The following is a 25393-nucleotide window of genomic DNA, read 5'->3' as shown; positions in this document are numbered from 1 at the left end:
TTGGAAAAATTATCTCAAGATGAGTCTAAAAAGTACTTTGCATCATTATTTAGGGAATGTTGGAAAGTGGAGTATAAATGGTATTCTATCCGATTTTTGCTTGTTGATGCTTTCTTTTCAGAATTTCATTGTAGAGATCTTCAAACCCTTCCCATACCTTTGGGTCATTAGCCTGTCTTCTTAGACCTAGCATCACAGGCTTCATTTTTTCCCAAAAAAGCGTGATTGACGTACCAAAGAGGTCGCTAGCGAGGCCAACATCAATAAGCTTTCTGCGGAGAAGAATACCGATTCCTTCAAAGAACATGGCGACCATAGCCATGGCTTTATGAGCAGGTTCGTCAGAAAACCATGAGCCATACTTTTTTACATAATCTTCGTAGTCCTCAAACTGTAGATTCACAACTTTTATTAATGCCTCTCGGAATTCGTTGCTACGATAATCCGAATATAATTTCATGATCAAGTCTGTCTTTCTTATTCTGGCTTGATGTCTAATTTGAAAGGCATAGTATACAACTCCAGCTATTACACTTGCAGATGCCAACACGATTGAAATCGTCTGTATATCAACCACTTATTAACACCTAAAAGATACGATTAAGCGAAGTAGGTATTAAAAGCTCACAACATAGCATGCAACTCAACTTCAAGCAACACACAGTTTATGCCCATTTCTCAACGAAAAATCAAGAAAATCTCATGGTAGCCCGGGAGAGATTCGAACTCTCGTCAAGGGCTCCAGAGGCCCTCATGCTTGACCGCTACACCACCGGGCTTTCGCTTATCATTAGAACACTAAAAGTTCTCTGTAATAACTTTAATGTTGAACAAAAAAGAAAAATGTGGGAATTATTTTTTTGTTTTCGTGGCTTCTTCGACACAGTAGCATTCTTGGCTGCTTGGGTTCCATTCTTCGCAGCACCAGAGCGTCTGCACCACGGGATTTAGGTTTTTGGAAAAGCGTCTCATGCAGAAAACTTGGTCTGGATAATTATACGCATTGTGATTGCCGCAGTTCCCGCAAAATTTCAGTTTCTCCTTCGCCATTTAGCTTCCTCCAACTCCGAAGCCTCTACGTTTTAAGTATGGTACACGCTTGAAATCTTCGCCCAATCTTTCGAGAACCGAAGCAACCATAATTGGAAAGACTATCATTGCATCGCCTATAACCATGACTTTATCCGCCTTTTCTTTCACTTTCCCCCAACTAACCGTCTCTTCCAATGTTGAGCCAGAAAGCCCACCCGTTTCTGGGCGATCCATCGTTATTATTACAGCGTAATCCATACCTTTTTTGGATGCAAGTGCAGCCGATTGCACAGTGTTTCTAGGCACTCCACCGCCAATTACTATCATACCGTTTTTTGGAGAGTTCTTGCAGATATTGCATATTTCTGGCACATCCTTGAAAGCGTCTACTACCAATTTTTTAGGAGTATTTTTTCGTGAAGAATGCAGCCAGTATATGAATCCAAATTCTGCATCACGGACAGCTGGAAGGAATATTGGCACTTTCGCTTCATATGCTGCCCGCAAAATAGAGTTTGGATCATTGAGCCTTTTTCCTAATTCCCATGCGAATTCGTTTGAGGACAAACCTTCATGGTTATTTTCAGTAGCTATCGCGTCGTATATTTCCGCAAGTTTATAGTCTAATTTTACGAAGTCTTCTTCAGGCACAAAAACATCGTAGATGCGGTATATATGATACTTATACAGTACCTTGTCGTCTACATTCCAATGTCCCTTATAATGATGTCCGCCGAGAGCTTCTATGGCATCATGCACCATGTTTGCTCCTGTGCTAACAACCACATCGATGAGCCTCTCGCGGATTAAATCTGCAACAAGCGAACGCATCCCTGCGGGAACAACAGCTCCAGCCAAAGCTAAAAATACTGTACATTCCTTGTCGCGTAACATGCGCTCGTAAATATCGCATGCCGTTGAAAGTCTTCCAGCACCAAATGAGCCCGAATTTTGGAATTGACGGATCAGCTGGTCGATGGTTAGTTTTCCATTGATTTTTATGTGCTTTACTGGTTCGAGAAGAAAATCTCGCCTCCGAATCAAATTTCTTCACTTGGCTTTCTTTTTCTTGCTAATTAAAGAAAAGTTTTTCTATAGAAAAGAAAATTAGCCAAAATAATCATACCATTAACAATTGAAAACTGCTTTCATCACTGAAGGTTCATAATGCAAAAAATGATGTTTGAAATCTCAAATTCTATTCCCTTGGTCGGCTGTATCGCTTTCGGCTTAATCGATAGAGGAACAAACTTGATACAAGTTCGTCCAGTTTCCACTTGCCCACTTTCATGTGTGTTCTGCTCAACTGACGCTGGTCCTAAATCTCGAATACGCCAGACAGAATACATAGTGCCCGTGGACTATTTAGTTGAAGAATTCGAGAAGCTCGTCGCCTTTAAAGGCGGAAAACACATTGAAGCGCATATTGATACTGTAGGCGACCCAATAACTTACCCGAAAATTGCCGAGCTTGTTTTCTGCTTAAGTCAAGTTAAAGGCGTGGAAACAGTCTCTATGCAAACACACGGCTCAACATTGGACATGAACCTTTTGAATAAACTTTGCGACGCTGGCTTAACACGAATAAACCTTTCATTGGACGCTTCAGAGCCAGAGCTTGCTAAAAAACTGGCTAATACAGAATGGTATGATGTCGAAAAGATTACGCAATTAATGAATCATGTAGTTTCAAATACAAAAACCGACTTACTAGTCGCTCCCGTATGGGTTCCAAAAATAAACGATAAAGAAATTCCAAAAATAATACACTTAGCGACTAAGCTGGGCGCTGGAAAAGTTTTTCCTCCTTTAGGCATCCAAAAGTATGAAGTTCACAAGCACGGAAGAAAAGTCAAGGGAGTCAAACCTATTCCGTGGAAAAAATTTTATGAACAATTAAGAATGTGGGAAAAAGAGTTTAAAGTTAAACTTGTGCTAAACGCTAAAGACTTTGGGATTCATGAGAAACCCATGCTTTCAATTCCTTACAGGAAATTCGAAACCTTAAAAGTTGAGGTTGTAGGTACGGGTTGGCTTAAAAGGGAAAAATTGGCAGTTACGCCTGGGAGAGATAGATGTTTAACCCTTATCAACGCTGAGGAAATTCCGTTGGGGGCTAGGTTGAAAGCTAGAATAGTAGCTAACAAACATAACATTCTGATTGCTGAACCAGTCTAATTAGAGGATGGGTGGACACGCGGCTACTTTATCACTAAAACTGGACAGGAAACGTGATGTATCACTCCGTCTGTCACGCTTCCCAAAAGCATTTCTCTCACTCGGCTTATGCCTCTAGCCCCGATGACTATCAGGTCATAGTTTCCTTCTTTCGCTGCTCTGATGATTTCTTGAACAACATGACCTTCCGCTAGTATCTTTTCAACTTGAATGCCTTCAGCCTTAGCTTTTTCTTCTCCATCTCCCAGAATGCGATTGCCCACTTCACGGGCTGCCTCAGCTACTTTTGAGATTTCTAAGGGGGTCATAATTGGCACTCCCGGCGGGGTCAAGGTTGTCGGTTCAGGCATTATTATTGGTCTAATTGTGACGGAGTACACGTGAATTAGTGTTAGTTTTGCTTCAAATTTTTTGGCTATTTGAATTGCAACATTTAATGCTTTTAGTGAATGTTCAGAGCCGTCTAATGGAACTAAGATTTTTTCAAACATTTTCAGCTAGACCTCAATTATAAATTATCTTTGATACCTTTAATATTTTCTTGTAAAAACGCGTGAAAGAGCAGATGATTAATAGTGGTATAGTAAAAAGTGTAATGGGTTGTTGCATTTTGGCGTTGTGTTTCTACAGAAGCGAAAAGTCCGTGGCTTTAATTTTTCCTTTCTGATCCACAATAACCTCAAATTTTTCAGCCCAAGGGTGTCCTTCTAAGTCTATTGGGCATGTGCCTCTAATTATCCATTCTCCGTTTTTCTGTTCAACCGAGGAAATGTCTATCCTTTCCGTATTTTTCCTTTTTTTGATGAACTCGATAACCACTTGTTGAGCGGTTTCTGTGGAAACGGAGTTGCTGTTCTTCATTTATTTTCCTCTCCATGTTTGGTGTCTTTTTTATTTGTTAAGGGTAGCATTAAGGGTTATGAATGAAAAATCGTTAGTGAAACTAAACATAGGTTTGATTCTGTACACATTCCTTTTCTGCGATAGATTCAAATCAGCAGAAACCATTTTTTATTTAGAAACATGTGGAAAAGGGAAGCTATGGGAGAGAAAAAACGTATAATTTTCCATGTGGATATGGATCAGTTTTTCGCTGCTGTTGAGGAGAGAACGCATCCAGAATATAAAGGTAAGCCGGTGATTGTGGGTGCCGATCCAAAGGAAGGAAGAGGCAGAGGGGTTGTAAGCACATGTAATTATGAAGCTAGAAAATTTGGTGTAAGATCTGGCATGCCAATTTCTAAAGCGTGGAAATTGTGTCCCAATGCGGTGTATCTGCCTGTGAATTATGAGCTTTACATGAAAGTTTCTGAGGATATTATGAATATTTTGCGTAAGTATGCCGACAAGTTTGAGTGTTGGGGGATAGATGAGGCTTTTCTTGATGTAACTTCAAAAGTGAAAGATTATGCTGAAGCTGAAGCCTTAGCACGTCAAATTAAAAATGAAATTTACGAAAAAGAGCAGTTGACTTGTTCAATTGGGGTTGGTCCAAACAAGCTTGTAGCCAAAATAGCCAGCGATTTCCAAAAACCAGATGGATTAACAGTTGTTAGGGAAGAGAATGCTGAAAAATTTTTGGCTCCTTTACCTGTTCGCAAGCTTCTTTGGGTTGGGCGAAAAACTGAACAGAAACTGAAGGCTATGGGAATCAAAACCATAGGTGATTTGGCACATTTTGACCCTACCGTTTTGGCTGAAAAATTTGGTGTTGTAGGCACACAAATGTATTTGATGGCGCGTGGAATTGACAAGAGCGAAGTTGAAGAAAGAGGCGAGGTCAAATCTATCAGCCGAGAAACCACTTTTGAAGAGGACACATCTGATTTCGGGTTAGTTTTAGACACTGCCGATAGGCTTTCTGAGGAGGTGCTTAAGGATGTTTTAAGGCAAAATCTTTACTTCAAAACGGTTACGGTGAAGGTGCGCTACGAAAATTTTGAGACGCATACGCATAGTAAAACTCTGCCTTTCTTCACTAATCGACTGCAAGATTTGAATCTCACAGCCAGAGAACTGTTGGAAGCGTATTTTAGACCTGATAGAAAAATACGGCTTATAGGTGTGAGAGTTTCCAGTTTTGTATCTGGTGAAAAACAAAAAACACTGGCGTGATGATGAAAAGGATTTGCGTCATTTCCGTTTTATATTTGGATATTTCTCTCTTATTTTTGCATCTGCTATTTTCGCAATCATCGCATTTGAAATCAACACATACTTTACTCCAGTGAGTTCTGCAAGCTCTGCTGGTTTCTGGTCTTGCGTAATCAAAAGTAAATCGTTTTTCTTTGCGTACTCTACAACATCCTTGTCTTTTGCTCCTTGCAATCCTACCTCTTGAGCTGTTACCGCTTCCCATCCTAAAGTTTCAAAGTATTCTTTTAAGCCCGCATACATTTCATCAAGCAAAAGCTTCAATGAACATTCACCTTTTTTCATTTTAGTGTTGATTCTTTCTTAATTTAGTTATCCTTTTCGTTCTATACTCAACAATAATTTTAATAAGCTCATAAGCAAGTCCATTAGCATTATTGTAAAAAGGGAAGAGAGAGTTGGCGCAAGTTTCCGGCGTAAAAGTGGTGCTCACAGCTTCAGCTACTGAAATGAGCGACTTTTACAATAATCCATTCATTGCATTCGTTGCAGGTTTTGCTAAAGGACCTTTGCCCTTGTGGTTTGTGAGAAAGATGCTTTATCCGCCCGTAGAGCGAACCCCTGATGGGAGAGCTAAATACGCGCCTTATGGTTTGCGAAAGGTGGAAGCTATTCTTTTAGAAAATGGCTTCAGCGAGTCTGAAGTTGCTGTAGTGCATCCATGTGACTTAGAAGCGTTCATCGGACCTAACACAAAAGCGGTAGGAATTTCCTCAATGGACCCTACAGGCATGGGTTACGTAAGCAAAACGTACTCTTCACTTGTTGGCGGAGGAGAACCAATGAACGCCATCGAGTTCAGAGAACTCGTAAAGCATCCAAGCATTCGGAGATTTAAGCCCAAGATTATTGTGGGCGGGTTTGGCTCATGGCAACTTGAACGCAAAAAGGTGGCGGACAGCTACGGTGTAGACTGTGTTGTTATCGGGGAAGGAGAAAAAGTTGTGGCGGACATTTTTAAGAAAGCCGTGAACGGAGAGCCTCTTCCCTCAGTAGTTCGTGTTACTAGAAACCTTGAAAATGAAAACTCACCCATCATCAGACACGCGGCAATTCATGGCTCAGTAGAAATTTCTAGAGGTTGTGGACGTAACTGTCAGTTTTGCACTCCTACGATGCAGAAGAAACGTGATGTTCCACTGGAAAGAATAATGAGAGAAGTAGAAATAACCGTCAGAGAAGGCTGCTCAAGAATTACACTGGTCACTGAAGACCTTTTCCTATACGGCTCAAAAGATAAACGTTTTATACCCAACAAGGAAGCCATCCTTAAACTAGTAAAAAGCGTAGCAGCTTATCCAGGCGTTAAATCCATTCAACTTTCGCATACATCTCTTGCTCCAGTTGTCTGCGACCCCGGCATGATTAAGGAAGTCGCTGAGATTCTCATAGAACGTTACTGGTACACTCATAATAAAAAGCCGATTGTAACTTCTGAAACAGGAGTGGAAACCGGAAGCGTTAGGCTTATGCGCAAGTATATGGCTGGAAAAATGCTTCCATACGAGCCTGAACAATGGAAAGAAATTGTCGCTCAATCGTTTGGAATATTAAATGACAACAATTGGTATCCACTTGCAACATTAATAATTGGGCTTCCAGATGAAAAAGAAGAAGATGTACTTGAAACACTTGAGTTGTTGGACGACTTAAAAGGTTACAATGCATTTTACGTGCCGCTATTTTTTGTGCCCTTGGAAAACTGCTTGCTAATGGATAAAAGTGGAGCAGAACTCGATTCTCTGACGAAAGCGCGATGGGAGTTCCTCACTCGCTGTTGGGAATATAACATTAGAATCTGGCGAGACACATTCCTTGAAAACAGAATACACAATCCGCTTCTGTGCAGTTTTCTCAAGCAAGGAGTCATCCCAATAGCCGGAAAAATCGCCGGATATTATTACGGAGCAAAACATGGTGAACAAATGAAGAAAGCCATATGGAGAATGGCAACTGCTTAACACACGTTACACTTTAAAACAGAAAATAATCTTACCATTATAGGGTGAAGCGTTAAGTGATAGAGTCTTACGAATTTGGCTCAATAGTGATAAACAGGAAAAAATACACAAAAGACCTCATAATTTTCCCCGAAAAAATCCTCGACAATTGGTGGAGAAAAGAAGGACACATGCTTAATGTAGAAGATTTAAAAGAAATCTTCGAACAAAAAACAAAACCAGAAATGCTCGTAGTTGGCACTGGTTATTATGGAATTATGAAAATTTCGCCTGAAGTAAACGATATTTTAAAAGCTCAAGCAATCAAGTTAATTGCGCAACCTACTAAGGAAGCGTGTCAAACGTTCAACAAGTTTTTAGGAGCGAACAAGAGAGTCGTTGGAGCCTTTCACCTGACTTGCTAAAAAACAAAATGTTAAGTTAACCAAATATCATAACTTGAGACTAGGGAGGCTCGTCATATGCATGCTCAATTGTTGCGAGAAGTCGAAGAGGAAGTCACAACACTTCTCAGCGATTTGATTCGCATAAACACGACCAACCCGCCTGGAAACGAAACTGAAGCAGCAAAATACTTGGCTGAAAAGTTGACGAAAGAAGGCTTCAAATGCGAGCTTTTTGAGTCTGCGCCTAGAAGAGGCAGCGTAATCACACGTCTTAGAGGAAACGGCGAAAAACCAAGTTTGCTTCTGCTTTCGCATTTGGATGTTGTTGCCGCGAACCCAAAAGAGTGGACTGAGGAACCTTTTGGCGGCTTGGTTAAAGACGGGTTTGTTTGGGGACGAGGCGCTTTAGACATGAAGTCCCTAACAGCCATTGAAGTTATAGTTCTGAAGCTTTTGAAGAGAAACAAGGTGAAATTGAAAGGTGACGTGATACTTGCTGCGACGGCGGACGAGGAAAAAGGCGGAGAAGCAGGCGCAGGCTGGCTAGTCCGCAATCATCCAGAAAAGGTTCATGCTGACTACGTGATAAACGAGGGCGGAGGTTTAGCAATTCCAGTGAACGGCAAAAATATCTACACAATTCAAACTGCGGAAAAGGGAATTCTCTGGTTTAAAGTTAAGGCTAAAGGTAGACCAGGACATGGTTCTGTGCCCGGTGCGGCGGACAACGCGATACTGCGTATGAATAGAGTTATTGATAAACTTGGAAATTACCGCTCAAAAATTATGCTTGTAAACACTGTAAAGCAGTTCTTAAGCGAGATGGCAAGAGAAAACAAGAATGCAAATCAAGCTTTAACGCGTTTGCTTCAAAATCCAGACTCCGGCGACCAAATTTTGGATGTGTTAGCTCAGAAAGACAAGGCGATGGCTGAAGAGATTCGAGCAAAAATCCGAATGACAATCACACCTACAATAATTCATGGAGGGGTGAAAGAAAACATAATTCCCTCAGAATGCGAAACCGTTTTTGACTGTAGAATTTTGCCTGGACAAACTCCAACGAACGCCTTTGAGGAGATAAAAGGTTTACTGAAGTATATTGAACCAGAAAAATTAGTTTTCGAGGTGATACAAGCCAATGACCCTTCTGAATCGCCGACAAACACGCCGCTTTATAAATTAATTGTTGATGTTTTGAAGGAATTTGAGCCAAACTGTTCCGTAGCGCCAACCTTGCTTACTGGTGGAACAGACTCTCGTTTCTTTAGGAAGATGGGCAGTGTATGCTACGGTTTTCATCCGATGCGTGCTGATTTGCCTTACAGTGAAATCTCAAAAATGACACATGGCATAGATGAGCGAATTTCCATAGAAAACCTTGTGTTTGGAACAAGCGCGCTGTATAATGTTGTAGAACGATTTATGACCTAATATTTGAAGGAGGCAAAGTAATGAAAGATGAAGATTCAGCTAACTGGGCTATCTCGGTTTGCGGTTTGAACTGTGCAAAATGTGATATACGCCGTGCTGGTCGTGGCGACGAAAAACTGCGAAATGAGATACTTGAATGGTTTAGAAGAGAGCGCAACAAAATTTTGAAACCTGAACAGATAAGATGTGAAGGATGCAGAGGTCCACTTGAGGCACATTGGAGCGATGACTGCAAGATGATGCTCTGCGCAAAGAAGAAAGGCTTTCAATACTGTTTCCAGTGCAGAGAATTCCCATGTGCTCATGTTACTGCATTCAGCTCAGATGGAGTTCCTCATCATAAGCGAACCGTTGAAAATTCAAAGAAGATGAAGGAAATAGGCTTAAACGCATGGATTGCAGAACAGAAAAAGAAAGGACAATGCTCATTCTGTCCGTAAATCTGAAAAACCTTATTTCAGCAACTAATAAATACCTCTTTGAAGGGTTTCATTATACCCCCTAAAAGGAGGCTTATATTTGCCAGCAATAGAAGTTGGTAGACTCTGTGTGAAACTGCTTGGTCGAGAGGCTGGAAGAAAATGCGTAATAGTTGACATAATAGACAAGAGTTTCGTTTTAGTAACTGGTCCAAAAACTGTTTCAGGCGTGAGGAGACGTAGAACAAATGTTAACCACATTGAGCCACTAATGGATAAGATAGACATTAAACGAGGCGCGTCGGACGAAGAAGTAACAGAAGCGTTAAAGGCTGCTGGTAAACTCGAAGAAATGGCTAAAATAGTTAAGCCAGCACTGGCTTAGTTTAAACTCTTATACTTCTAATTCTTTTTTGTACACTGTAGGAGTGAAACATCTGCTATGCCTAGAACAGTTGCTCCATGGGAAATTGAACACAAACTAATAGTGAAAGCTGAAGACAAAACAAACCCGCGCTATGGACACATACCAGAAGAAAGACCTGCTGAGGAATACATCCGCTTTGGTGTCATAAACCTTGACAAGCCAGCAGGTCCCACAAGCCACGAAGTAGCTGCTTGGGTTAAACGCATACTTCATGTGGAGCATGTTGGTCACGGCGGGACTCTAGAGGTTTAAAAGCGTTAAGCCAGAGAAATCCCAACGTGACCGGTGTGTTGCCAGTAACCTTAGAGGAGTCTAGAAAGACAGTTCAAGCTCTGCTTCACAGCGGGAAAGAGTACATTTGTGTTATGAAACTTCATGGAGACGTAAATGAAGAGGTTGTTAGGGAGGTGCTGGCGAAGTTTGAAGATACAATTTATCAGCGACCACCCTTGAGAGCTTCTGTTAAACGTCAACTGCGAACAAGAAAAATCTATTACATTGACTTTCTGGAGAAGGATGGGCGAAATGTGCTTTTCAAAGTTGGATGCGAGGGTGGCACATACATACGCAAACTCTGCTATGATGTTGGAGAAGTTTTAGGTTGTGGTGCGCACATGCAGGAATTGCGTAGGACAAGGGCGGGACCGTTTGTTGAGGATGGTGGAGAAATTGTTACTTTGCATGATGTGGCTTACTGGTTTATGGAATGGCAGCAACAGAAAGATGACCAAATTCTTAAGAAATTTATAAGACCGATGGAAACCGCGTTGGCTTTGGTTCCGAAGATTTACATTAGAGATTCTGCTGTTGATGCTGTTTGTCATGGAGCAAACCTTACGGCGCCGGGCGTTTTGTCTCTTGAAACTGGAATAAAGGATGGTTCAATGGTGGCTGTGTTGTCGTTGAAAGGTGAGGCTGTGGCTTTGGCTAAGGCTACTGCTTCTACAGAAGAAATTTTGCATATGGAACATGGTATTGTTGCGGAAACAAAGAGGGTTCTTATGCCTAGAGGCACTTATCCGAAATGTTGGAAAAGTGGCGAAATTTAAAATGCCACAGAAACATGATGGCTTAAACCACTATTTTGCTGCTCAACCAAGGTCTAAGCTGAAGCTTGGAAAAATCCACGTTTGTCTTCGTGGTGTTTCATTTGAATTTTTGACGGCTTCGGGCGTGTTTTCCAAGAAGCGTGTGGATTTGGGTACTAAGCTTTTGGTTGAGTCTATGCTTCTTCCTGAGAAGGGTAGTGTTTTAGATGTTGGATGCGGATATGGCGCTGTTGGAGTTGCTGCTGCCACTTTTAATCCGAGTTTGCGTGTTGTGATGGTTGACGTGAATGAACGTGCGGTTTGGCTTGCGAAGCAGAACATTGAAATTAACCGTGTTGGCAATGCTGAAGTTAGGTGTGGAAATTTATACGAGCCTGTTGGAGATTTGACTTTTGACTGTATTCTTTCTAATCCTCCTGTGAGTGCTGGAATGAGCACGGTTAAAGCAATAATTACTGAAGCGCCAGCGCACATGACTAGCAAAGCTCTTTTTCAAATGGTTGTGAGATCTAAAATTGGAGGAAAAAGACTGCAATCTTTTTTTGAAGAAGCTTTTGGAAATTTCACAATTTTGGCGCGGGAAAGTGGCTATCGAGTGTTGATGGCGGAAAAGCGCTAATGCCTAATTATTCTTTTGTCAACTTGTCAACGATTCTTCTAACGATTGGAATTATGGCTAGTGATGTTGGAAGACTTACAATGAAGCCTATTGCAAACGCTACAAGCCACTTATCCACGTAGAATCCCCTCAAATTTATCATGCTGAGAACCAATGACTGCATGCAAGACATGCCTAAAGACATGAAAACTCCAAACAGAACCGTAGAGTACTTCTTGTTTATTTTCAAATAAGTCACCAGTTAATCAAAGTATTAATTGGCAAATAAATAAACATTAAATCATGCAAATAGTAAAGTCTAAGCAAGCGTGCCGGGGTCTCCTAGTCAGGTAGGGAGCAGGCCTGGAGACGCGAAAAGCGCCATTCAGCCTGTGGCCCGAAAGGGCCGCGTGGGTTCAAATCCCACTCCCGGCGCTTTTCTTGCTAGTTTTCTGTCCTTTTTTTGCGTACAGTACATATTGTACACTTGGCTGTAAGACACACATATGTCTATAACTTGAAGAAAAACAATGTTTAATCCTTGGGTGACACTGTGCCAAGAAGGTTCTCCGAAACAAAACTTGCGTTAATCTTTTTTGCGCTAACACTAGCCGTGTCTGCATATTGCATAATCGAAATGCAATCTACATACCATTCATCATACATCATTTATGCCTCTAAACTCAGTGAGAAGCCTAACTATTATTTTGTCTTGGAGAATCCTGATGCCTACCTTCTTGAGGCAATGTCAAGCCAAGATTATGTGAATATCGGGTCTCCAGAAGACACCCAAATTGATGACTTGATAAGAGCTAAAGAAACAAGCTATTTTGAGTATAACGGTACTTATTACGCAGCAGGATTCGGATTTGAAACCAAATATCCTCCTGCTATTCCATTCTTATTGATCTTAACAGGGGCTGTTGCTTCTGCATCATCCATAGTTGTTATTGCCTCCTCAAGAACTGTTAGTAAAATGCGAAATAGATTTCGAAAAGCAAACTAAGAATCATAGAGTCTCAAAACACAATGCGTGTAATTCAGTTTTTAGTTCTTCCTTCTATAGGGTTTATCTCATGAATTAACCGCTTACTACCTGCGTTTCTTGAATTAGATTAAAAGGCTGTTGCCACCTTCTGCATATTTTGTAGCGGTCACTACACGTGAAATTTAAACGTGTTTTTAGACCTAACTCTCGGCGCTTACGCCGAATCATTAACGTGGGTTGATGTGAGCAGGAAAAAGGAAGCCTTGTATTTTTAACAGAAGGTTTTTTGGAAAGGATGCGGCTGATATTTGAGAGAGATGAAGGAACATGAGTAGTGAACAAGATTCCCGTAGAAAAGCCAAAGAGAGCGCTCGCCGTGATAAAGCAAGAGGTTACCAGACGAGAAGAACTCGTGGAGGAAAGAAACAGAAAAGAAGGTAACGCTATCTGACAAGCGTGTAATAAGATGAATTAGTAAAAAAGCAAAAGGCAACACGCACTTCAATAAAAGAGACTACATAGGCTTCAGCAAGACCATGCGAAAACTTATTTGAAATCCCATCCAAACAATGCCAAATCAAAATCAGTGATCAATCCCACGAGTTTATTTTTGGCGTTTACGACCGGAATACGCCTAAGATGTTTATTCTTCATTATTTTTACAACGTCAAGAACTGTGTAGTCAAGATTGCAAGTCACCAAATCCCTAGTCATTATGTCTTCGACTTTGAGTTTTCTGACATCAGCTTGTGAATAAACAACCTTCGTCACGATATCTCTAAAGGTAAGCAAACCATGCAAGTTCCCCTCCGAATCAACGATAGGAAGGCATTCAACATCAAAGTCAACCATCTTCTTCACAGCTTCCTCTACCATGCTACCAAGCAAGGCGGTAATCAGATTTTTAGTCATAACCCTACTAACTTTCACATCAGCCATGGTCAACTTTTTCATAATAAATCCTTCTTTCAAGAAAGCACATAAAATATTTAAATTTACTTTTATGCACGCATGTCATTTAGTGTGTGTGCCATAACATCTTGCCCATGTTTTCTCTTTCATCGAAGTCACGTTCGCATTGCACATATATCGCTTTACATTGTAAGGTAGCCCTTTTGCCTCAACATGTCAGTCTGGTTTTTCCTATACCGCCAGAATATGTCGCCTCTTTTGTCTGACTGGAAATCCCAAGGAGAAACTAAAACTATGTCTCCCTCTCTAATCCACACTCGCCTTTTCAATTTGCCCCGAACTCTGCATAATCGTTCTTTACCATCTTGGCACTTCACCAAGATTCTGTCAAAACCAAGCATTTTAATAGCTATGCCCAGCACGTCATTTGCACTAGGCAACAACATATTTTCAAGTTCTTCTTCGTTGATGACTTTTCTTTTACCCAATTTTCCACCTCCAAATCATGGAAACCCAATTACATGCATTGGTCAGAACAATCAGAGAAAAGTGAAACGATATATGATCGAACTCTTTCTCTAGAGAATCCCAACTGCCATAAATGATTATACCGCCAAGTATATTAGTCTAGCTCAAGCGAATTGGCGAAAACATCATTCTAAGGATCCAAAAATGCAAATTTGCGTGCTTTTGAAACTATTATTTTGCAAAAAGTTCGAAAGAACTGCGAGATTGATGAGAGATAGCCTATTGCGGTCTTTGCGTGTTGCGTAATTGACTATTTTTTACTTTTAGTATGTTTTGTAGGTAGCGCAACCTGTTTTCTCTGTTTCCTTTTCATTTCCTTAGCTCTTTGCAATTGCTTGTGCTTTTCCAGACCTGCAACTTTCTCTTTCTTGCTTTTGGGCATCTTAACCACCGAAAGGCATTATGGCATTGTTGATATCCTTTAAAAACATTGCTATCCTTTTTTGAGACTAGAAAGAATTGGAAGATTATAAAAAGAAGAATCTTTCTTTCACAAAGGTTAATAAGAAAGGCGGAGTATCTTAGGTCAGGCGGTTAGTCTTTTCCAAAAAGGTATAACGGCTATAGACGTTCTTACTTTTGAGGACAATTCTAGCTGGAAATTAACTGAGGTGATAAAATGTCGTACAAATTTAGAAGTAGTGGATCAAGGTACAACTTGAAAAAACCTGTTGAACTTAACAAAGAATACGAGGCTGAAATTCAGGATATGAGTAGAAGAGGCGACGGAATCGCAAAGATTGAAGGCTTTATAATATTTGTGCCAAACGCTAAACAAGGAGAACACGTGAAGTTCAAAATAACCAACGTTGGAAATAGGTTCGCTATCGGAGAACTAGTGCAAGCCTAATTGTAGCGGAAATCGCCACGATGTCTTTCATGATATTCTCCTGTTTGTCTATCTTTATACTAAAAAATGAGGTGAGAACTATGGAAATGGAAAATAAGCAGTTAAGCAAGTCAACACAATCTTGGATCAAGAGAATAGAGAGAAAAGATCCGTCTAAGCTAGATTATCATTCTGAACTTAGAAATTGGATGAAATGTGTCATAATGCAAGCAGAAAAAGACAAAGATTTCAAGAAAAAGAATCAGTTTGCAATTTTTCTAGAAGATCTTGAAACATCGGAAACCTAGAACTAGGAAGCATATGAGAAGCGAACTATGCGCTCTCTCTAACAAAATCTGTTTTTGTTTTCGTTGTCAATGAAAATTTTGTTCAGCGCTTCTTTCAAGTATTTCTGTGAGAAGCTGCTTCGTTGTCTATTTTTTGCAGAAGCTCTATTACTTTTCGTCCTTTTCTTTTGAGTTCTATTTCCGAGACTGTGTTTTTCATTGGACAAAGGTCATCCACCACTATTCCTTCTTGTTCGCTGTAGATTACTGGATAAATTCGGCATCCTAATGGTCTATGTTTATAAATTTTGCAGCGGCGTTTTTGGGCGTCATAGAAAACACAGAACTCTCGGCGATTTTTTAGTTTAGCAAGACCATGCTTGTCATAACGCACAAATTTCTGCTTGTTATAGCCCACTCTTTCTAAACGTTCAATATCCGCATTAGAAAGCATCATTTCAGTTTTTTTACAACATATTCCGCAATGCGAACAATGCATGAACAGATTTTACTTCTAGCTTTCTTTTATTAGTTTTTCTGGCGCGCACAATACAATCTTCAACATCTATGGCTTGACGATGAAATCCTTAACATATCCACCATGGAATACACGAAATGCGTCAAATGCCTACTAGACACATTTGAAGGCGGCTGGCGATACTCCGAAAAATGGTAGATCACAAAGCTTCATAGACAGCCCAAGCAACAAACTGCAAAAAGCATTACACTTCTGCCTTTTTCTCCCGTTTTTTTCTTAGCAACAAAACTCAAGCATAGACATTCATAACCAACATCGCTGACCCAGTCTCGGTTCAACCTATAAATAAGGGGGGTATAGCTGCCTTAGAGAGAAAGACTCCAAAAAACAACGCAGAGGAACCAACTAACAATTTTATTACAGCGCTAAGAACAAGCTTTAACCCCGCAAATCTCGCTACGTCACCGCTTCTCTAAAAACGGCTCACACGTTAAATCTAAACACAAATTTGAACCCTAATTCCGACGCCATTGAAAGTGTTTGCTTTTTTAGGTTTGTTTTGTTACTCCTCTCATAGATAGTTTGAACCAAATGTTGTCTAAGACGCGTCAAGAAAGCTTAATTAATCAAAATTCTTTTTTTATTCAGTTTAGCGTCTTAAACCGTTCAACAGCCCTGGTAGTATAGTCCGGTCTAGTATAAGCGGCTGTCGCCCGCTGGACCCGGGTTCAAATCCCGGCCAGGGCGCCATATTCTTTTTGACAGTTTCATGTAAGGAAAACATAAGAGCAAGTTTAATCAAAATTTTAATGACAAAACGTTGAACAGTTCTTATTGGCAGGCAGACAAGCGTTCACCGAACGTTTGGTTACTTGATATTTTAAAGGGTTCCAATCTTGGCGCTGATGTGAAATGTGGTGAAGATTTTTTAGTTACAAAAGCGTCCAGAAGCGGCTTGTGTGTGGCTTGTAAAGGCTCCAGATTTCTATGCGGCAAGGCTCGCTGCCCAATAATCGTTAGAGCTAACTATTTTCTGAAGAGCATTCCATTAATGCAAAGCGAAGACATTGCTGGAGCTTCGCCTCCAAGCGTTTTTGTTGGAAGAATCGGCTATCCATACGTTTATGCTGGACCCTTAGTGCCGCCGATTGAAGAGGACACGAGCATTTATGACCTGCCAGAATTTTGGCTTGGAAAAACCATCGACGAGATTGTCAGTTTTCGTTCAATGCTCATTCGCGGAAAACACCGCGTACAAGTACGAAAATTCGAAGAAGCAGGAAAAATAATCGACAAAACTCGCGAATTAGCCTTAGCAGTTAAGCCCGTTGATGTAGAATTAATATTGACTAAGAAGCCCAGAGGCTTTCTGTTCCTAGACGACGATGTGCAACCGTTTGGGCCGTCAGCGCCAATACGCGACTTGCTTGTTGGCAACGCCAGATGGGACCATCAAATAGAAAAGGCATACAGCGACACCGACTTAAAAGCTACAAACGCGGTTTTGGAGCTTTACGACAAAGGCGTTTTAGTCACTAAAATTCAGAGAGCCTTCAGCGTCGGCGCTTTCGGCTTGAAACAAAACAGGCGACTTGTGCCCACTCGATGGAGCATAACCGCCGTTGATAGCATACTCTCAAAAGACTTGATGGAAAAGGTGAAAACTTTCCCTGAAATAAGCGAATATCGCGTTTACGAGTCTCGTTATCTGGATAACCTTTTTGAAGTTTTAATGATTCCGAATGCATGGAGTTACGAAGCAATAGAAGCATGGTATCCCGGCACAGTTTGGAACCCTAATGGCAAAAATGTTGTCATGTTCGGAGACTGGGAAGGCCATGAGGGAAGAACAACCTACGCAGAAATAGGCGGATGCTACTACGCTGCAAGACTTGCCGTTTGCGAACTGCTTGTGAAGGAAAGAAGACAAGCAACAGTCATTGTTTTAAGAGAAGCGCACCCAGGCTACATAATGCCAGTGGGCGTGTGGCAAGTGAGAGAAAACGTGAGAAACGCCATGCGCCAAAAACCTTTCATGTTCAACACTTTAAACGAAGCCTTAAAGTTCATCGCTGGCAAATTCCAAATTCCCATACAACAATGGATAATGCGAAGCGAACTATTAAAAAACGCACTTTTCCAGAAAAGAATTACAGACTTCTTTGGAAAGCAACATACAGCATAAATCCAGTTTTTGACAGCTTTTTGTCTTTTCTACAATTATCTAGCTTTCAAACACGCCATTGCCTTCAAAATCAACTAAAAAACAGCCAACAGTTATGTTCAGGAATATTTTGGAAAGATAGGCTCACACTACAAGACAACAGAAAATCTTTTATAGAAAACCAGCGGAATTGTAGATTCGAGGTCACAATCGTGGCTGGAAGCAAAACAAAGAAGAAAAAGGGGAAAACAGGAAAAACAAAGTAAATAACAATCACAACTGGCTAAATATCCCCTATTTTTTCAAATTTCTTTCCTTTATGCTATGAATTGCGCTCTGGAACTCTAATGAATGTTTTTTTCTGGGTTTAGTCTTCGCCGAGAAGAAGGAGTAAACCACATAGAATGTTTAAGCCGCCGAGAAAACCCAAAGCGCCAGTAAACACGATGTTTAACCTCGCTGAAAGAATAGAGTCTTGCGGAGTTATCAAGGCGTAAACACCAAAAGCAAAAACCAGAAAGCCACAGGTAATCATTAGTCCACTTAATTTTGAACCCAGTCTTCGAACAATGTTGCAAACTTTTAACCGTTCTTCCTCCACGGTGTTCTTTAAAAGGTGTTTCTCTTCTTCTTCAGCCATTGTCACTCGCTCTTCTCTTTGGTGATGTTAAGCAAACCAGCAACTAAATAAATTATGCTAATGAGAATGGCAGCCCAAAAAAGTAGCGAAACCATACTTTGAGATAGCGGTAACGGCAAAGAACCTGATGCTAATAAGAGAGCAAGCAACGCTGAAAATGTGCTTATGCCCAGGTTCATTCCGCCTACAGCAAGACAAATGCGATGATACCCCACCATTCTTATGTAGTAGGCGATTAATCCGAAAATGAAGAGTTCAGCGCCTATGAATAGTGTGCTCGGCTCAAGAAAGCTAATCAGTAATAATGATGTGATTATTCCCAAAATAGGTGTTAACGGAAAAAGTGGAACCTTAAATGGTCTATGCAAATTCGGCTTATCTCTTCTCAATTTAATCAATGAAAGATTAACAAAAACGAAGCCTATTATGAAACCAAAATCAGTCGCGTACGCAACAAAATTAACAACTCCTGTAGCCGCAACTGCCGCTACAAAAATTGATCCTACAAGAATCGCTATATGCGGTGTAGAAAAGCGTTTGTGAACCATGAAGAAACTCTTCGGAAAATAGCCATCTCTGGCTAATGCATATGCAACTCTTGACTGAGCCATAATCGAAGTATTAACCGACGATAAAGCGGCAATGCTTCCAGCAATTGTTATTATGCCAACACCCACAGGTCCCATAAACCGTTCTGCCACATAAGCCAAAGGCGACTCCTTGCCGGCAAGATCTGCAGGCGGAACTATCTTGAAAACGACAAATGCAATCGTTGTGTAAATGATAATTAGAGCCAAACATGACAATAATATTGCACGTGGAATCGTTTTACCCGGCTCTTTTATCTCTGCCTGCGCAACCGCTATGGCTTCTCCACCCAAATAAACCACGAATATGAATGCTGTCGCCTTAAATACGCCTAGAAAGCCTCCAGGCGCCGAAAGTTCAAAACTGCCAGCCCCTTGACTGCCGAATAATCCCCAAAATATGAACACACCTAAGAGAGCCAACAAAACAATTACTAGGACAGTTTCGGTTCTGCCCGTCTCTTTCACGCCTTTAATGTTGATTACGGTGAATATCGCTACTGTTATTACTGCGACTATTGGAACGTTAACTGTTATTGGCAGATTGGCCACTTGAACTGCATAAGAAACCAGATACGCAAACCCAACCGCAGAAAACGACGCATAGAACATGTTGCTAACCCATTCAAACCATCCAGTTGCAAATGATAAGAAACCGCCAAAAGACACTTTAGCAAAAGTGTACTCGCCACCAGCACTTGGAATGGCCGCACCAAGCTCTGCATAGCTTAACATTGTAAATAGGTTTATGATTCCACATAGAATCATAGCTATTATGAGAGCAGTGCCCGCGAGAGTTGCAGCATAGCCTAAGGTTACGAAAACACCAGCACAAATTGCGCCTCCTATTCCCATCATAGTTGTCTGAAGCAGCCCAAGTTCCCTTTTGAGGCGAGGCTCGTTCATCTTCAATCCTCTCTTATTTTTCTCCGCGGATAAGAAGTAATCCGCTTAGGATTGAAAATACGCCGAAGATTAATGATAGAAACATGTAAAGGTAAACTTCTCCTTCTGATGTTATGGCTATTGTTTCTCGCATTGAAGGACTTGCATAGATTATGAAGGCAAAAACTGATGCTACCACGCCTAAGACGCATTGAACTCCTCCTACAAGTCGTGAAATTACCTTTCTAACACTTGCCATTTTTTCACCAGCGAGCAATTACGACTGCTGCAATCGTGTCCAGCAAGCCGATGGCTACCATTGCAACAGCGAACAGAGGCAAATATTTGCTTTCAAGCAACATGCCAGTGTTCAAATAGCCCAACGAAGCCAAAACTGCTACGCCTAGAAGGATTATTCCTGCTAATATTAGGAAGCCGCCAATCATTGCTACAATCTTTGTGAGGCGTTGTCCTTTACGGCGCAAATTTTTCACTCTATGGCTTACTTCAGTCAAAGCGAATCTATATAACAATTTAGTCTTTTAAAGAAACGAATATTAACTGATGATATAAAGGGATGAGATGACTACGCGTTGGTTTTTATGACAAATTTAAAAAATGAACTTACTAATCTATAATAGCGTGAATCATAAAATGATTGAATATCCACGTTCTGAAACCGCCAAACTCATTCTTCCCTTTTCAGCGCTCTCTGAAAACCGAAAGGAAGAATTCACAAAAGAAATGGAAAAAACCGCCATTTTCTGCTTCGCTGAACTGGAAAGAGCCAAAGGTGGCGGCCTAATCCTGAAGCAACCCGCAGAAAAAATAGCTTTCATATCCGAGTTTTGTTATCCTTTCTGGCTTATCCCTTGGAGCAAGCTTAACCTTCTTTTCGATGGGTTAAGCAATACAGCTTACACTTTGACTTATAACGCCATTCCCGACGTAAAGGCGTTTACCGAAAACATCGAAAGAAGCTCAAAAACCCTCGAGACATACATGGCTTCTCTTGTTGACAACATCAACTATTTCCAAATTCCCGAAGGCGCAAAAGAAATTGCAATAAATGGCCTCATTAGCGACCCAAGTTTCCTCAGCGAATTTGCCTCATACCTTAACGAAGCCAATCAAGTTGAAACCTCCCTGTCAGATTTGACCATGTTATCACCCACCTTGGAAGAATCCTCTATCCTTTCTTCATTGCAAGAACTTGAAAATCTCAAAACCACGTTTAAAGAAGAAATTGACGCTCTTTACGGCAGCATAAAACTATTAAACAACACAACACGCAACTTCACTAAAACAATTAGAGCCAAAATAAAAACAATCAAAGACGAATTCAACAGAGAAATCAAAAAACAAGAAGCCATCGTAAAACCTAAAGTAGACCGCATAAACGAAGAATACAACGAGAAAATAGCTAAACTCGCAAAAGACATCGAAAAACAACTTCTTCCGTTGCAAAAAGAGAAGGTCAAATTTGAAAAAACCAAAGAACAAACGCTTAACAGAATTGAACGCTACAAACTGGAAGCAAAAACACGAGCAGCAAGCAAGGATGCTGTCGGCGAACGAAAATGGAAAGAAAAAATAAGCGAAACCAAAAAAGAACTCTCCGACATCGAATCGAAGATAAAGGATGTTGGAAAGAGAATAAAAGAAGTGGAAGATACCAGGTCGATTGAAACTATAAGGCTGAAGTCTGAATGGGAAGCCAAAATAAAAGAAGCCAAAAAAGATTTGTTAGAACTTGAAGCTTCTCGTGACTCTAAAATTCAGTTTCACAAGCAAGAAATAGAAAAACTGGAGAAAACGACTGCGACTATAATTGAGCAGATAAACAAGATGGCTAAGATGAGAGAAACGGGGCTTGCTGGATTTGAAAAGCTTGGAATTGAACAAAAACATAAACAAAACACGATAATTTATGTGCCGTTATATTTAGTCTGCTACACCTCTGAAAAAGGCAAACGCTTCGTAATTTTCCCTCCATCCATCGTAAACAGCATAAGCTTCTTAACAAAACTCAAAGGAGTTCTAGGTAGAGCCAAAATCAAACAGTTACTTGCCCCACGCTTCAAAAGTCTAAGCTCACACTTCTATAGACTTCCAGCGTTAATCGAGCGAAACGCAGTTTTTGAAAGAGAAATAAGCGAGAAAGGCAGCAGAACCGATATTTTAAAAGCAGAATCGGCACGAGAAGAAATCCTGAACAACTTAAAATCGCTAAAAAATGAAGGCTGGCTTTCTGAGAAAGAGCATGAAACTTTAGTAGAAGTTATCTCCAAGGCTTATGCATAACATAAAATTCATTTCAGTTTGTTTGCTCGCTTCGCGGTTAACGATATAGGACTTTCACTTGCTGTCTTTGTTTTGTCTTTTTCTAGCAATTCTACAACTTCGTCAACGAATCGGAAATATTCTGGGTCTCGTAAATGTTTAGTGCGTGGTCTTGGAATATCAATTTTGACTTCTCCGATGACTTTTCCTGGTCGTGGTGACATCACTATTATTCTGTCTGCCATGAAAACTGCCTCCTCAACGTTATGGCTCACCATCACAAAAGTATTAGTTGGTAACGTTGGGTTTCGCCAGATGTCAAGCACCAATTCCCGAAGAGTTTTTGCTGTAAGTTCGTCTAGAGAAGAGAAAGGCTCATCCATAAGCAAGACTTCAGGTTTCAATGCGAGTGCTCTTGCGATTCCAACGCGTTGCTTCATTCCACCCGAAAGGTCATGAGGATAAGTGTTTTCGAAACCTTCAAGTCCAACCATTCTTAAATATTCTTCAGCAATATGCTTTCGTTTTTCCTTTTCTATACCAAGTACTTCTAAGGGCACTTCAATGTTTTCCAGTGATGTTTTCCAGGGTAACAAACCGAAAAGCTGGAAGACCATTGCAATTTTTGGCGTGGATTGAGTAAGAGGTTGCCCGTGAAACAACACCTCGCCTGAATCGGCTTTTTCTAAACCTGCGATTATTCGGAGTATTGTGGATTTTCCACAGCCTGAAGGCCCAACTAAACACACAAACTCATCGTTTCCAACTGAAAAACTCACATTGTCTAGCACTAATATTCTGGTTTTCTCCATCATGAAAGTTTTCGACACGCTTTTAACTTCAAGTATTGACATGTTTACACCTCCACATGATATTTTTCAAACTTTCTAAGTAAACGTCGCCAAACAAATGCTTCCATAGAAAGCACTATTAATGCGATTATACCGAGAAGAAATATGAGTACTACAGTATTTCCGTACTCATATCCAGCTTTGTCTAACAGCGATCCTATACCAGGAACTGAAAGAGGTTGACTTACAGATCCTGTGGATGGCATATACTCTGCAAATATTATTGTGTTCCAACCAGTTCCCCATGAAAGTATGCTTCCAGTAACTATTGAAGGCAATATGGAGGGAATGACCAAATGCGTTATTCTTTTCAGACCTTTAAACCCAAAGATCTGACCTACCTCTTTTATTTCGGTTGGGATGTTTTTCACTGCGCTTACAATGTTTAGGAACATGTACCATATCATGTCAAGAACTAACATTGTTATACATGTAAGCTCAAGTGCTAATCTAGGTATTCCGATAAGCTGGTTTAACCCGAGGAAGATGACTGGAAATAATGCAAGAATTGGCACTCCTTGTCCGATGTCATACAGTGGGTAGAAAATGACTGCAAATTTCTTGTGCTCTGCAGCGAGGACTCCCATACTAATTGCCACTACAAGAGAAATTCCATAGGCTATTGTAAGCCTTCCCATAGTTAACGCGATTAGTAACGGTAGACGATTGATTTCTTCTGCGGGTGGTTGACTGAATCCTTCACTAATTATTTTAAATGTTGGGAATTGACCGAATACCACGTATAAAATAAAGAAAATTGCTGAAAAAACCAGAACAACGGCAATAATTCTTTCGGCGTGCGTGTATTTTCGTAGTCGTTGTGAAACAATTGAGAAGGCTTTGGGCCAGTGAATTCTTTCAGAGTGTAGCCAACTAGTCGCTTTTGCTAATCCAAGCTTTCCGACGCCTGAAAGGTCCATTTTAAAAACTGGTTTGAAAGTGCCGGTGCTTGCTCTTTCCATAAACTTATGCCAAGTTAGAGTGTTAAAATATACAACGATGAAAGTTATGAATAATAGCAAGATTACTGCGAGATTCATATCTTTATATTCATAAGCAGTTTTTGCGAGCAAGTAACCCAAGCCGCCAAAAGGCGGTTTCATAATGTTTCCTTGATATTGGATGTATTCTGCTGCGATTATGAAGAACCAGCCATCACACCATGCAAGGTTTGCTCCTGAAATAACCGCTGGCGTGATTGCTGGTAACACGACATGCCTAATGTAGCGCCAACCTGTCAAGCCAAAACTTCGTGCTGATTCGGCAACATTTGTTGGAATGGCTCGAATTGCTCCTAACACTCCAAAGAAGATAGCCCATGCCATGGATGTAAAAAGCAGAACAATAACGGAAAGTTCGATGCCCCAAGGACCTAGCGCAAAAAGAAAACCGATTACCATTGGAAAATATCCGAGTATAGGAATTGATTGCAGTAGGTCGATAAGGGGTGTAAGTACAAATGATGCTACTTTGTTTGTAGCAGCAAGTATGCCAAAGGAAACTCCCCAAGCGACCGAAATCAACAGTGTAATTATTATTCGTGAAATCGTGCTGAACGTGTAGAAAGGAAGGGCTTTAACCTCTGGATAGTCCACGAAGGTTACAATTAACCAAGCCATTACGCAAAGTGCGAATAATCCCGCAATGAAGACAACCATGTATCTTCGCAAGTTTCATGCGCCAGCTTAAGGCTCGCCATGTAGTATTATAATTAACTCGAACAGTTGCAAGGAGGATTTAAGAGTATTGTATTATTTTGTGTCAAGTTGTTTAAATCGGTTGATGGCATAGTTCACAATTTTTGTGGTTTCCTCCGCATTTTTCCATTCCTTAAACTTCACCCACTTATGCGGTTCTAGCCGTTTGTAAGTTTCAAAGAATTCCTGAATTTCTCTAAGTTTATGCGGATGCACATCGCTGATGTCATTGTATCCGTCAAATCTTGCATCGTTAACAAGCACAGACAATATTTTTGGGTCTATACCATTTTCATCTTCAATTATTAATGCTCCTATGACTCTCACTCTAACTATGCATCCAACTTCAAGCGGTTCATAACTTAACGCCATTATGTCCAGCGGGTCTCCATCATCAAACCACGTTTGTGGAACGAACCCATACTCCACTGGAAAAACCACAGAGGATGGTATTATGCGGTCTAAAACAAACTGTTCCCATTTAATGTTATATTCGTATTTGTCTCTTGAGCCACTGATAACCTCAACCACCATGTTGAGCAGTTTTGGTGGTTTATCGCCTGAAGGAATATCTTTCCAAATGTTCATTTGCTTAAACCTCAAGCAAAGTATCAAATTTAATGATT

Annotated in this window: 30 protein-coding genes, 3 tRNA genes and 1 pseudogene; 16 read left to right on the top strand and 18 right to left on the bottom strand. The window is 40.7% G+C overall.

All coding sequences use genetic code 11. The features are described from left to right. Window positions 1-85: 85 nt before the first annotated feature. From QXW63_02910 to QXW63_02895, 4 genes are all read right to left on the bottom strand, one after another. Window positions 86-577: a hypothetical protein gene (locus QXW63_02910; GenBank protein ID MEM3460847.1), complete on the bottom strand. Its 492-nt coding sequence runs from the start codon at window positions 575-577 to the stop codon at window positions 86-88. 126 nt (window positions 578-703) lie between these two features. Then, window positions 704-779 (bottom strand) — tRNA-Gln (locus tag QXW63_02905). A 73-nt stretch (window positions 780-852) separates the two neighbouring features. Continuing rightward, window positions 853-1050: a hypothetical protein gene (locus QXW63_02900; GenBank protein MEM3460846.1), complete on the bottom strand. Its 198-nt coding sequence runs from the start codon at window positions 1048-1050 to the stop codon at window positions 853-855. Further along, window positions 1051-2076 carry a deoxyhypusine synthase gene (locus QXW63_02895; GenBank protein MEM3460845.1) on the bottom strand — a complete coding sequence of 342 codons (1026 nt, stop codon included), beginning with the start codon at window positions 2074-2076 and terminating at the stop codon, window positions 1051-1053. It lies immediately after the preceding gene. A gap of 123 nt (window positions 2077-2199) precedes the next feature. On the opposite strand from QXW63_02895, the gene QXW63_02890 reads away from it, so the two are divergent. Continuing rightward, entirely contained in the window at window positions 2200-3210 is a 1011-nt protein-coding gene (locus QXW63_02890) for a radical SAM protein (protein ID MEM3460844.1), read from the top strand. 23 nt (window positions 3211-3233) lie between these two features. On the opposite strand, the gene QXW63_02885 is transcribed toward QXW63_02890, so the two are convergent. Further along, window positions 3234-3701 (bottom strand): universal stress protein, encoded by a 468-nt coding sequence (locus QXW63_02885; protein MEM3460843.1) that lies wholly within the window; start codon window positions 3699-3701, stop codon window positions 3234-3236. 133 nt (window positions 3702-3834) lie between these two features. Further along, window positions 3835-4071: a hypothetical protein gene (locus QXW63_02880; protein ID MEM3460842.1), complete on the bottom strand. Its 237-nt coding sequence runs from the start codon at window positions 4069-4071 to the stop codon at window positions 3835-3837. A 180-nt stretch (window positions 4072-4251) separates the two neighbouring features. On the opposite strand from QXW63_02880, the gene dinB reads away from it, so the two are divergent. Next, window positions 4252-5325: a DNA polymerase IV gene (gene dinB / locus QXW63_02875; GenBank protein MEM3460841.1), complete on the top strand. Its 1074-nt coding sequence runs from the start codon at window positions 4252-4254 to the stop codon at window positions 5323-5325. A gap of 18 nt (window positions 5326-5343) precedes the next feature. On the opposite strand, the gene QXW63_02870 is transcribed toward dinB, so the two are convergent. Next, window positions 5344-5628 carry a DUF5615 family PIN-like protein gene (locus QXW63_02870; GenBank protein ID MEM3460840.1) on the bottom strand — a complete coding sequence of 95 codons (285 nt, stop codon included), beginning with the start codon at window positions 5626-5628 and terminating at the stop codon, window positions 5344-5346. A gap of 134 nt (window positions 5629-5762) precedes the next feature. Here QXW63_02870 and QXW63_02865 point away from each other — a divergent pair, with 134 nt between their 5' ends. From QXW63_02865 to QXW63_02835, 7 genes and pseudogenes are all read left to right on the top strand, one after another. Continuing rightward, a complete protein-coding gene (locus QXW63_02865) occupies window positions 5763-7325 on the top strand; it encodes a radical SAM protein (protein MEM3460839.1) in 1563 nt (520 codons plus the stop codon). A gap of 56 nt (window positions 7326-7381) precedes the next feature. Next, a complete protein-coding gene (locus QXW63_02860) occupies window positions 7382-7729 on the top strand; it encodes an MTH938/NDUFAF3 family protein (GenBank protein MEM3460838.1) in 348 nt (115 codons plus the stop codon). A 57-nt stretch (window positions 7730-7786) separates the two neighbouring features. After that, window positions 7787-9145: a M20/M25/M40 family metallo-hydrolase gene (locus tag QXW63_02855; GenBank protein ID MEM3460837.1), complete on the top strand. Its 1359-nt coding sequence runs from the start codon at window positions 7787-7789 to the stop codon at window positions 9143-9145. 20 nt (window positions 9146-9165) lie between these two features. Beyond that, the gene (locus QXW63_02850; protein ID MEM3460836.1) at window positions 9166-9585 is read left to right on the top strand and encodes a DUF3795 domain-containing protein; all 420 of its coding nucleotides are present in this window, start codon (window positions 9166-9168) and stop codon (window positions 9583-9585) included. A gap of 79 nt (window positions 9586-9664) precedes the next feature. Continuing rightward, window positions 9665-9949 (top strand): 50S ribosomal protein L14e, encoded by a 285-nt coding sequence (locus QXW63_02845; GenBank protein ID MEM3460835.1) that lies wholly within the window; start codon window positions 9665-9667, stop codon window positions 9947-9949. A 57-nt stretch (window positions 9950-10006) separates the two neighbouring features. Continuing rightward, window positions 10007-11040 (top strand): annotated as a pseudogene (locus tag QXW63_02840) (RNA-guided pseudouridylation complex pseudouridine synthase subunit Cbf5). A 1-nt stretch (window position 11041) separates the two neighbouring features. After that, a complete protein-coding gene (locus tag QXW63_02835) occupies window positions 11042-11659 on the top strand; it encodes a methyltransferase (protein MEM3460834.1) in 618 nt (205 codons plus the stop codon). A 7-nt stretch (window positions 11660-11666) separates the two neighbouring features. Here QXW63_02835 and QXW63_02830 read toward each other — a convergent pair whose 3' ends face one another. After that, window positions 11667-11888, bottom strand: coding sequence for a DUF2798 domain-containing protein (locus tag QXW63_02830; protein MEM3460833.1), 222 nt, complete (start codon window positions 11886-11888; stop codon window positions 11667-11669). An 81-nt stretch (window positions 11889-11969) separates the two neighbouring features. Between QXW63_02830 and QXW63_02825 the strand changes: the two genes are divergently transcribed. Then, window positions 11970-12073 (top strand) — tRNA-Ser (locus tag QXW63_02825). Window positions 12074-12191: 118 nt separating this feature from the next. Continuing rightward, window positions 12192-12644: a hypothetical protein gene (locus tag QXW63_02820; GenBank protein ID MEM3460832.1), complete on the top strand. Its 453-nt coding sequence runs from the start codon at window positions 12192-12194 to the stop codon at window positions 12642-12644. 528 nt (window positions 12645-13172) lie between these two features. Here QXW63_02820 and QXW63_02815 read toward each other — a convergent pair. Next, on the bottom strand, window positions 13173-13580 hold the full coding sequence (locus tag QXW63_02815; protein MEM3460831.1) for a CBS domain-containing protein: 408 nt from the start codon (window positions 13578-13580) through the stop codon (window positions 13173-13175). A 140-nt stretch (window positions 13581-13720) separates the two neighbouring features. Next, complete coding sequence (gene eif1A, locus QXW63_02810) at window positions 13721-14026, bottom strand: translation initiation factor eIF-1A (GenBank protein ID MEM3460830.1); 306 nt, start codon at window positions 14024-14026, stop codon at window positions 13721-13723. A gap of 659 nt (window positions 14027-14685) precedes the next feature. On the opposite strand from eif1A, the gene QXW63_02805 reads away from it, so the two are divergent. Then, entirely contained in the window at window positions 14686-14916 is a 231-nt protein-coding gene (locus QXW63_02805) for a TRAM domain-containing protein (GenBank protein MEM3460829.1), read from the top strand. Window positions 14917-14996: 80 nt separating this feature from the next. After that, entirely contained in the window at window positions 14997-15203 is a 207-nt protein-coding gene (locus QXW63_02800; protein MEM3460828.1) for a hypothetical protein, read from the top strand. Between the two features lie 94 nt (window positions 15204-15297). Here QXW63_02800 and QXW63_02795 read toward each other — a convergent pair whose 3' ends face one another. Beyond that, the gene (locus QXW63_02795) at window positions 15298-15681 is read right to left on the bottom strand and encodes a YkgJ family cysteine cluster protein (protein ID MEM3460827.1); all 384 of its coding nucleotides are present in this window, start codon (window positions 15679-15681) and stop codon (window positions 15298-15300) included. A gap of 651 nt (window positions 15682-16332) precedes the next feature. Here QXW63_02795 and QXW63_02790 point away from each other — a divergent pair. Together QXW63_02790 and QXW63_02785 are read left to right on the top strand one after the other, a co-directional pair. Beyond that, window positions 16333-16410, top strand: a tRNA-Asp gene (locus tag QXW63_02790). A 70-nt stretch (window positions 16411-16480) separates the two neighbouring features. Then, window positions 16481-17845, top strand: a complete 1365-nt coding sequence (locus QXW63_02785) for an Nre family DNA repair protein (protein MEM3460826.1) — start codon at window positions 16481-16483, stop codon at window positions 17843-17845. 346 nt (window positions 17846-18191) lie between these two features. Here the strand turns inward: QXW63_02785 and QXW63_02780 are convergent, their stop codons facing one another. Genes QXW63_02780 through QXW63_02765 form a run of 4 tightly spaced genes read right to left on the bottom strand, consistent with a single transcriptional unit; the run spans window position 18192 to window position 20421 of the window. Further along, window positions 18192-18464, bottom strand: a complete 273-nt coding sequence (locus tag QXW63_02780; protein ID MEM3460825.1) for a hypothetical protein — start codon at window positions 18462-18464, stop codon at window positions 18192-18194. 2 nt (window positions 18465-18466) lie between these two features. Next, window positions 18467-19957, bottom strand: a complete 1491-nt coding sequence (locus tag QXW63_02775; GenBank protein MEM3460824.1) for an amino acid permease — start codon at window positions 19955-19957, stop codon at window positions 18467-18469. 13 nt (window positions 19958-19970) lie between these two features. Continuing rightward, window positions 19971-20195, bottom strand: a complete 225-nt coding sequence (locus tag QXW63_02770; protein MEM3460823.1) for a hypothetical protein — start codon at window positions 20193-20195, stop codon at window positions 19971-19973. A 4-nt stretch (window positions 20196-20199) separates the two neighbouring features. Next, window positions 20200-20421: a hypothetical protein gene (locus QXW63_02765; GenBank protein MEM3460822.1), complete on the bottom strand. Its 222-nt coding sequence runs from the start codon at window positions 20419-20421 to the stop codon at window positions 20200-20202. A 169-nt stretch (window positions 20422-20590) separates the two neighbouring features. Here QXW63_02765 and QXW63_02760 point away from each other — a divergent pair, with 169 nt between their 5' ends. Beyond that, window positions 20591-22240, top strand: a complete 1650-nt coding sequence (locus QXW63_02760) for a hypothetical protein (GenBank protein ID MEM3460821.1) — start codon at window positions 20591-20593, stop codon at window positions 22238-22240. 8 nt (window positions 22241-22248) lie between these two features. On the opposite strand, the gene QXW63_02755 is transcribed toward QXW63_02760, so the two are convergent. The 3 genes from QXW63_02755 to QXW63_02745 all read right to left on the bottom strand — a co-directional run bounded on the left by QXW63_02755 (window position 22249) and on the right by QXW63_02745 (window position 25355). After that, window positions 22249-23073 carry an ABC transporter ATP-binding protein gene (locus QXW63_02755; protein ID MEM3460820.1) on the bottom strand — a complete coding sequence of 275 codons (825 nt, stop codon included), beginning with the start codon at window positions 23071-23073 and terminating at the stop codon, window positions 22249-22251. A 2-nt stretch (window positions 23074-23075) separates the two neighbouring features. Next, on the bottom strand, window positions 23076-24740 hold the full coding sequence (locus tag QXW63_02750) for an ABC transporter permease subunit (protein MEM3460819.1): 1665 nt from the start codon (window positions 24738-24740) through the stop codon (window positions 23076-23078). 81 nt (window positions 24741-24821) lie between these two features. After that, window positions 24822-25355 carry an inorganic diphosphatase gene (locus tag QXW63_02745; protein MEM3460818.1) on the bottom strand — a complete coding sequence of 178 codons (534 nt, stop codon included), beginning with the start codon at window positions 25353-25355 and terminating at the stop codon, window positions 24822-24824. Between the last annotated feature and the right edge of the window lie 38 nt (window positions 25356-25393).

The organism is Candidatus Bathyarchaeia archaeon (genome assembly GCA_038873195.1).
Classification (GTDB): domain Archaea; phylum Thermoproteota; class Bathyarchaeia; order Bathyarchaeales; family Bathycorpusculaceae; genus DSLH01.
This window is presented reverse-complemented; position numbering and strand designations above follow the sequence as displayed.

Coding starts and splice junctions, on each gene's coding strand:
- QXW63_02900 (MEM3460846.1), bottom strand. CDS start 1,050: ATGGCGAAGGAGAAACTGAAATTTTGCGGGAACTGCGGCAATCACAAT.
- QXW63_02890 (MEM3460844.1), top strand. CDS start 2,200: ATGCAAAAAATGATGTTTGAAATCTCAAATTCTATTCCCTTGGTCGGC.
- QXW63_02885 (MEM3460843.1), bottom strand. CDS start 3,701: ATGTTTGAAAAAATCTTAGTTCCATTAGACGGCTCTGAACATTCACTA.
- QXW63_02880 (MEM3460842.1), bottom strand. CDS start 4,071: ATGAAGAACAGCAACTCCGTTTCCACAGAAACCGCTCAACAAGTGGTT.
- dinB (MEM3460841.1), top strand. CDS start 4,252: ATGGGAGAGAAAAAACGTATAATTTTCCATGTGGATATGGATCAGTTT.
- QXW63_02855 (MEM3460837.1), top strand. CDS start 7,787: ATGCATGCTCAATTGTTGCGAGAAGTCGAAGAGGAAGTCACAACACTT.
- QXW63_02850 (MEM3460836.1), top strand. CDS start 9,166: ATGAAAGATGAAGATTCAGCTAACTGGGCTATCTCGGTTTGCGGTTTG.
- QXW63_02835 (MEM3460834.1), top strand. CDS start 11,042: ATGCCACAGAAACATGATGGCTTAAACCACTATTTTGCTGCTCAACCA.
- QXW63_02815 (MEM3460831.1), bottom strand. CDS start 13,580: ATGAAAAAGTTGACCATGGCTGATGTGAAAGTTAGTAGGGTTATGACT.
- QXW63_02805 (MEM3460829.1), top strand. CDS start 14,686: ATGTCGTACAAATTTAGAAGTAGTGGATCAAGGTACAACTTGAAAAAA.
- QXW63_02800 (MEM3460828.1), top strand. CDS start 14,997: ATGGAAATGGAAAATAAGCAGTTAAGCAAGTCAACACAATCTTGGATC.
- QXW63_02795 (MEM3460827.1), bottom strand. CDS start 15,681: ATGCATTGTTCGCATTGCGGAATATGTTGTAAAAAAACTGAAATGATG.
- QXW63_02780 (MEM3460825.1), bottom strand. CDS start 18,464: ATGGCTGAAGAAGAAGAGAAACACCTTTTAAAGAACACCGTGGAGGAA.
- QXW63_02775 (MEM3460824.1), bottom strand. CDS start 19,957: ATGAACGAGCCTCGCCTCAAAAGGGAACTTGGGCTGCTTCAGACAACT.
- QXW63_02770 (MEM3460823.1), bottom strand. CDS start 20,195: ATGGCAAGTGTTAGAAAGGTAATTTCACGACTTGTAGGAGGAGTTCAA.
- QXW63_02760 (MEM3460821.1), top strand. CDS start 20,591: ATGATTGAATATCCACGTTCTGAAACCGCCAAACTCATTCTTCCCTTT.
- QXW63_02755 (MEM3460820.1), bottom strand. CDS start 23,073: ATGTCAATACTTGAAGTTAAAAGCGTGTCGAAAACTTTCATGATGGAG.
- QXW63_02745 (MEM3460818.1), bottom strand. CDS start 25,355: ATGAACATTTGGAAAGATATTCCTTCAGGCGATAAACCACCAAAACTG.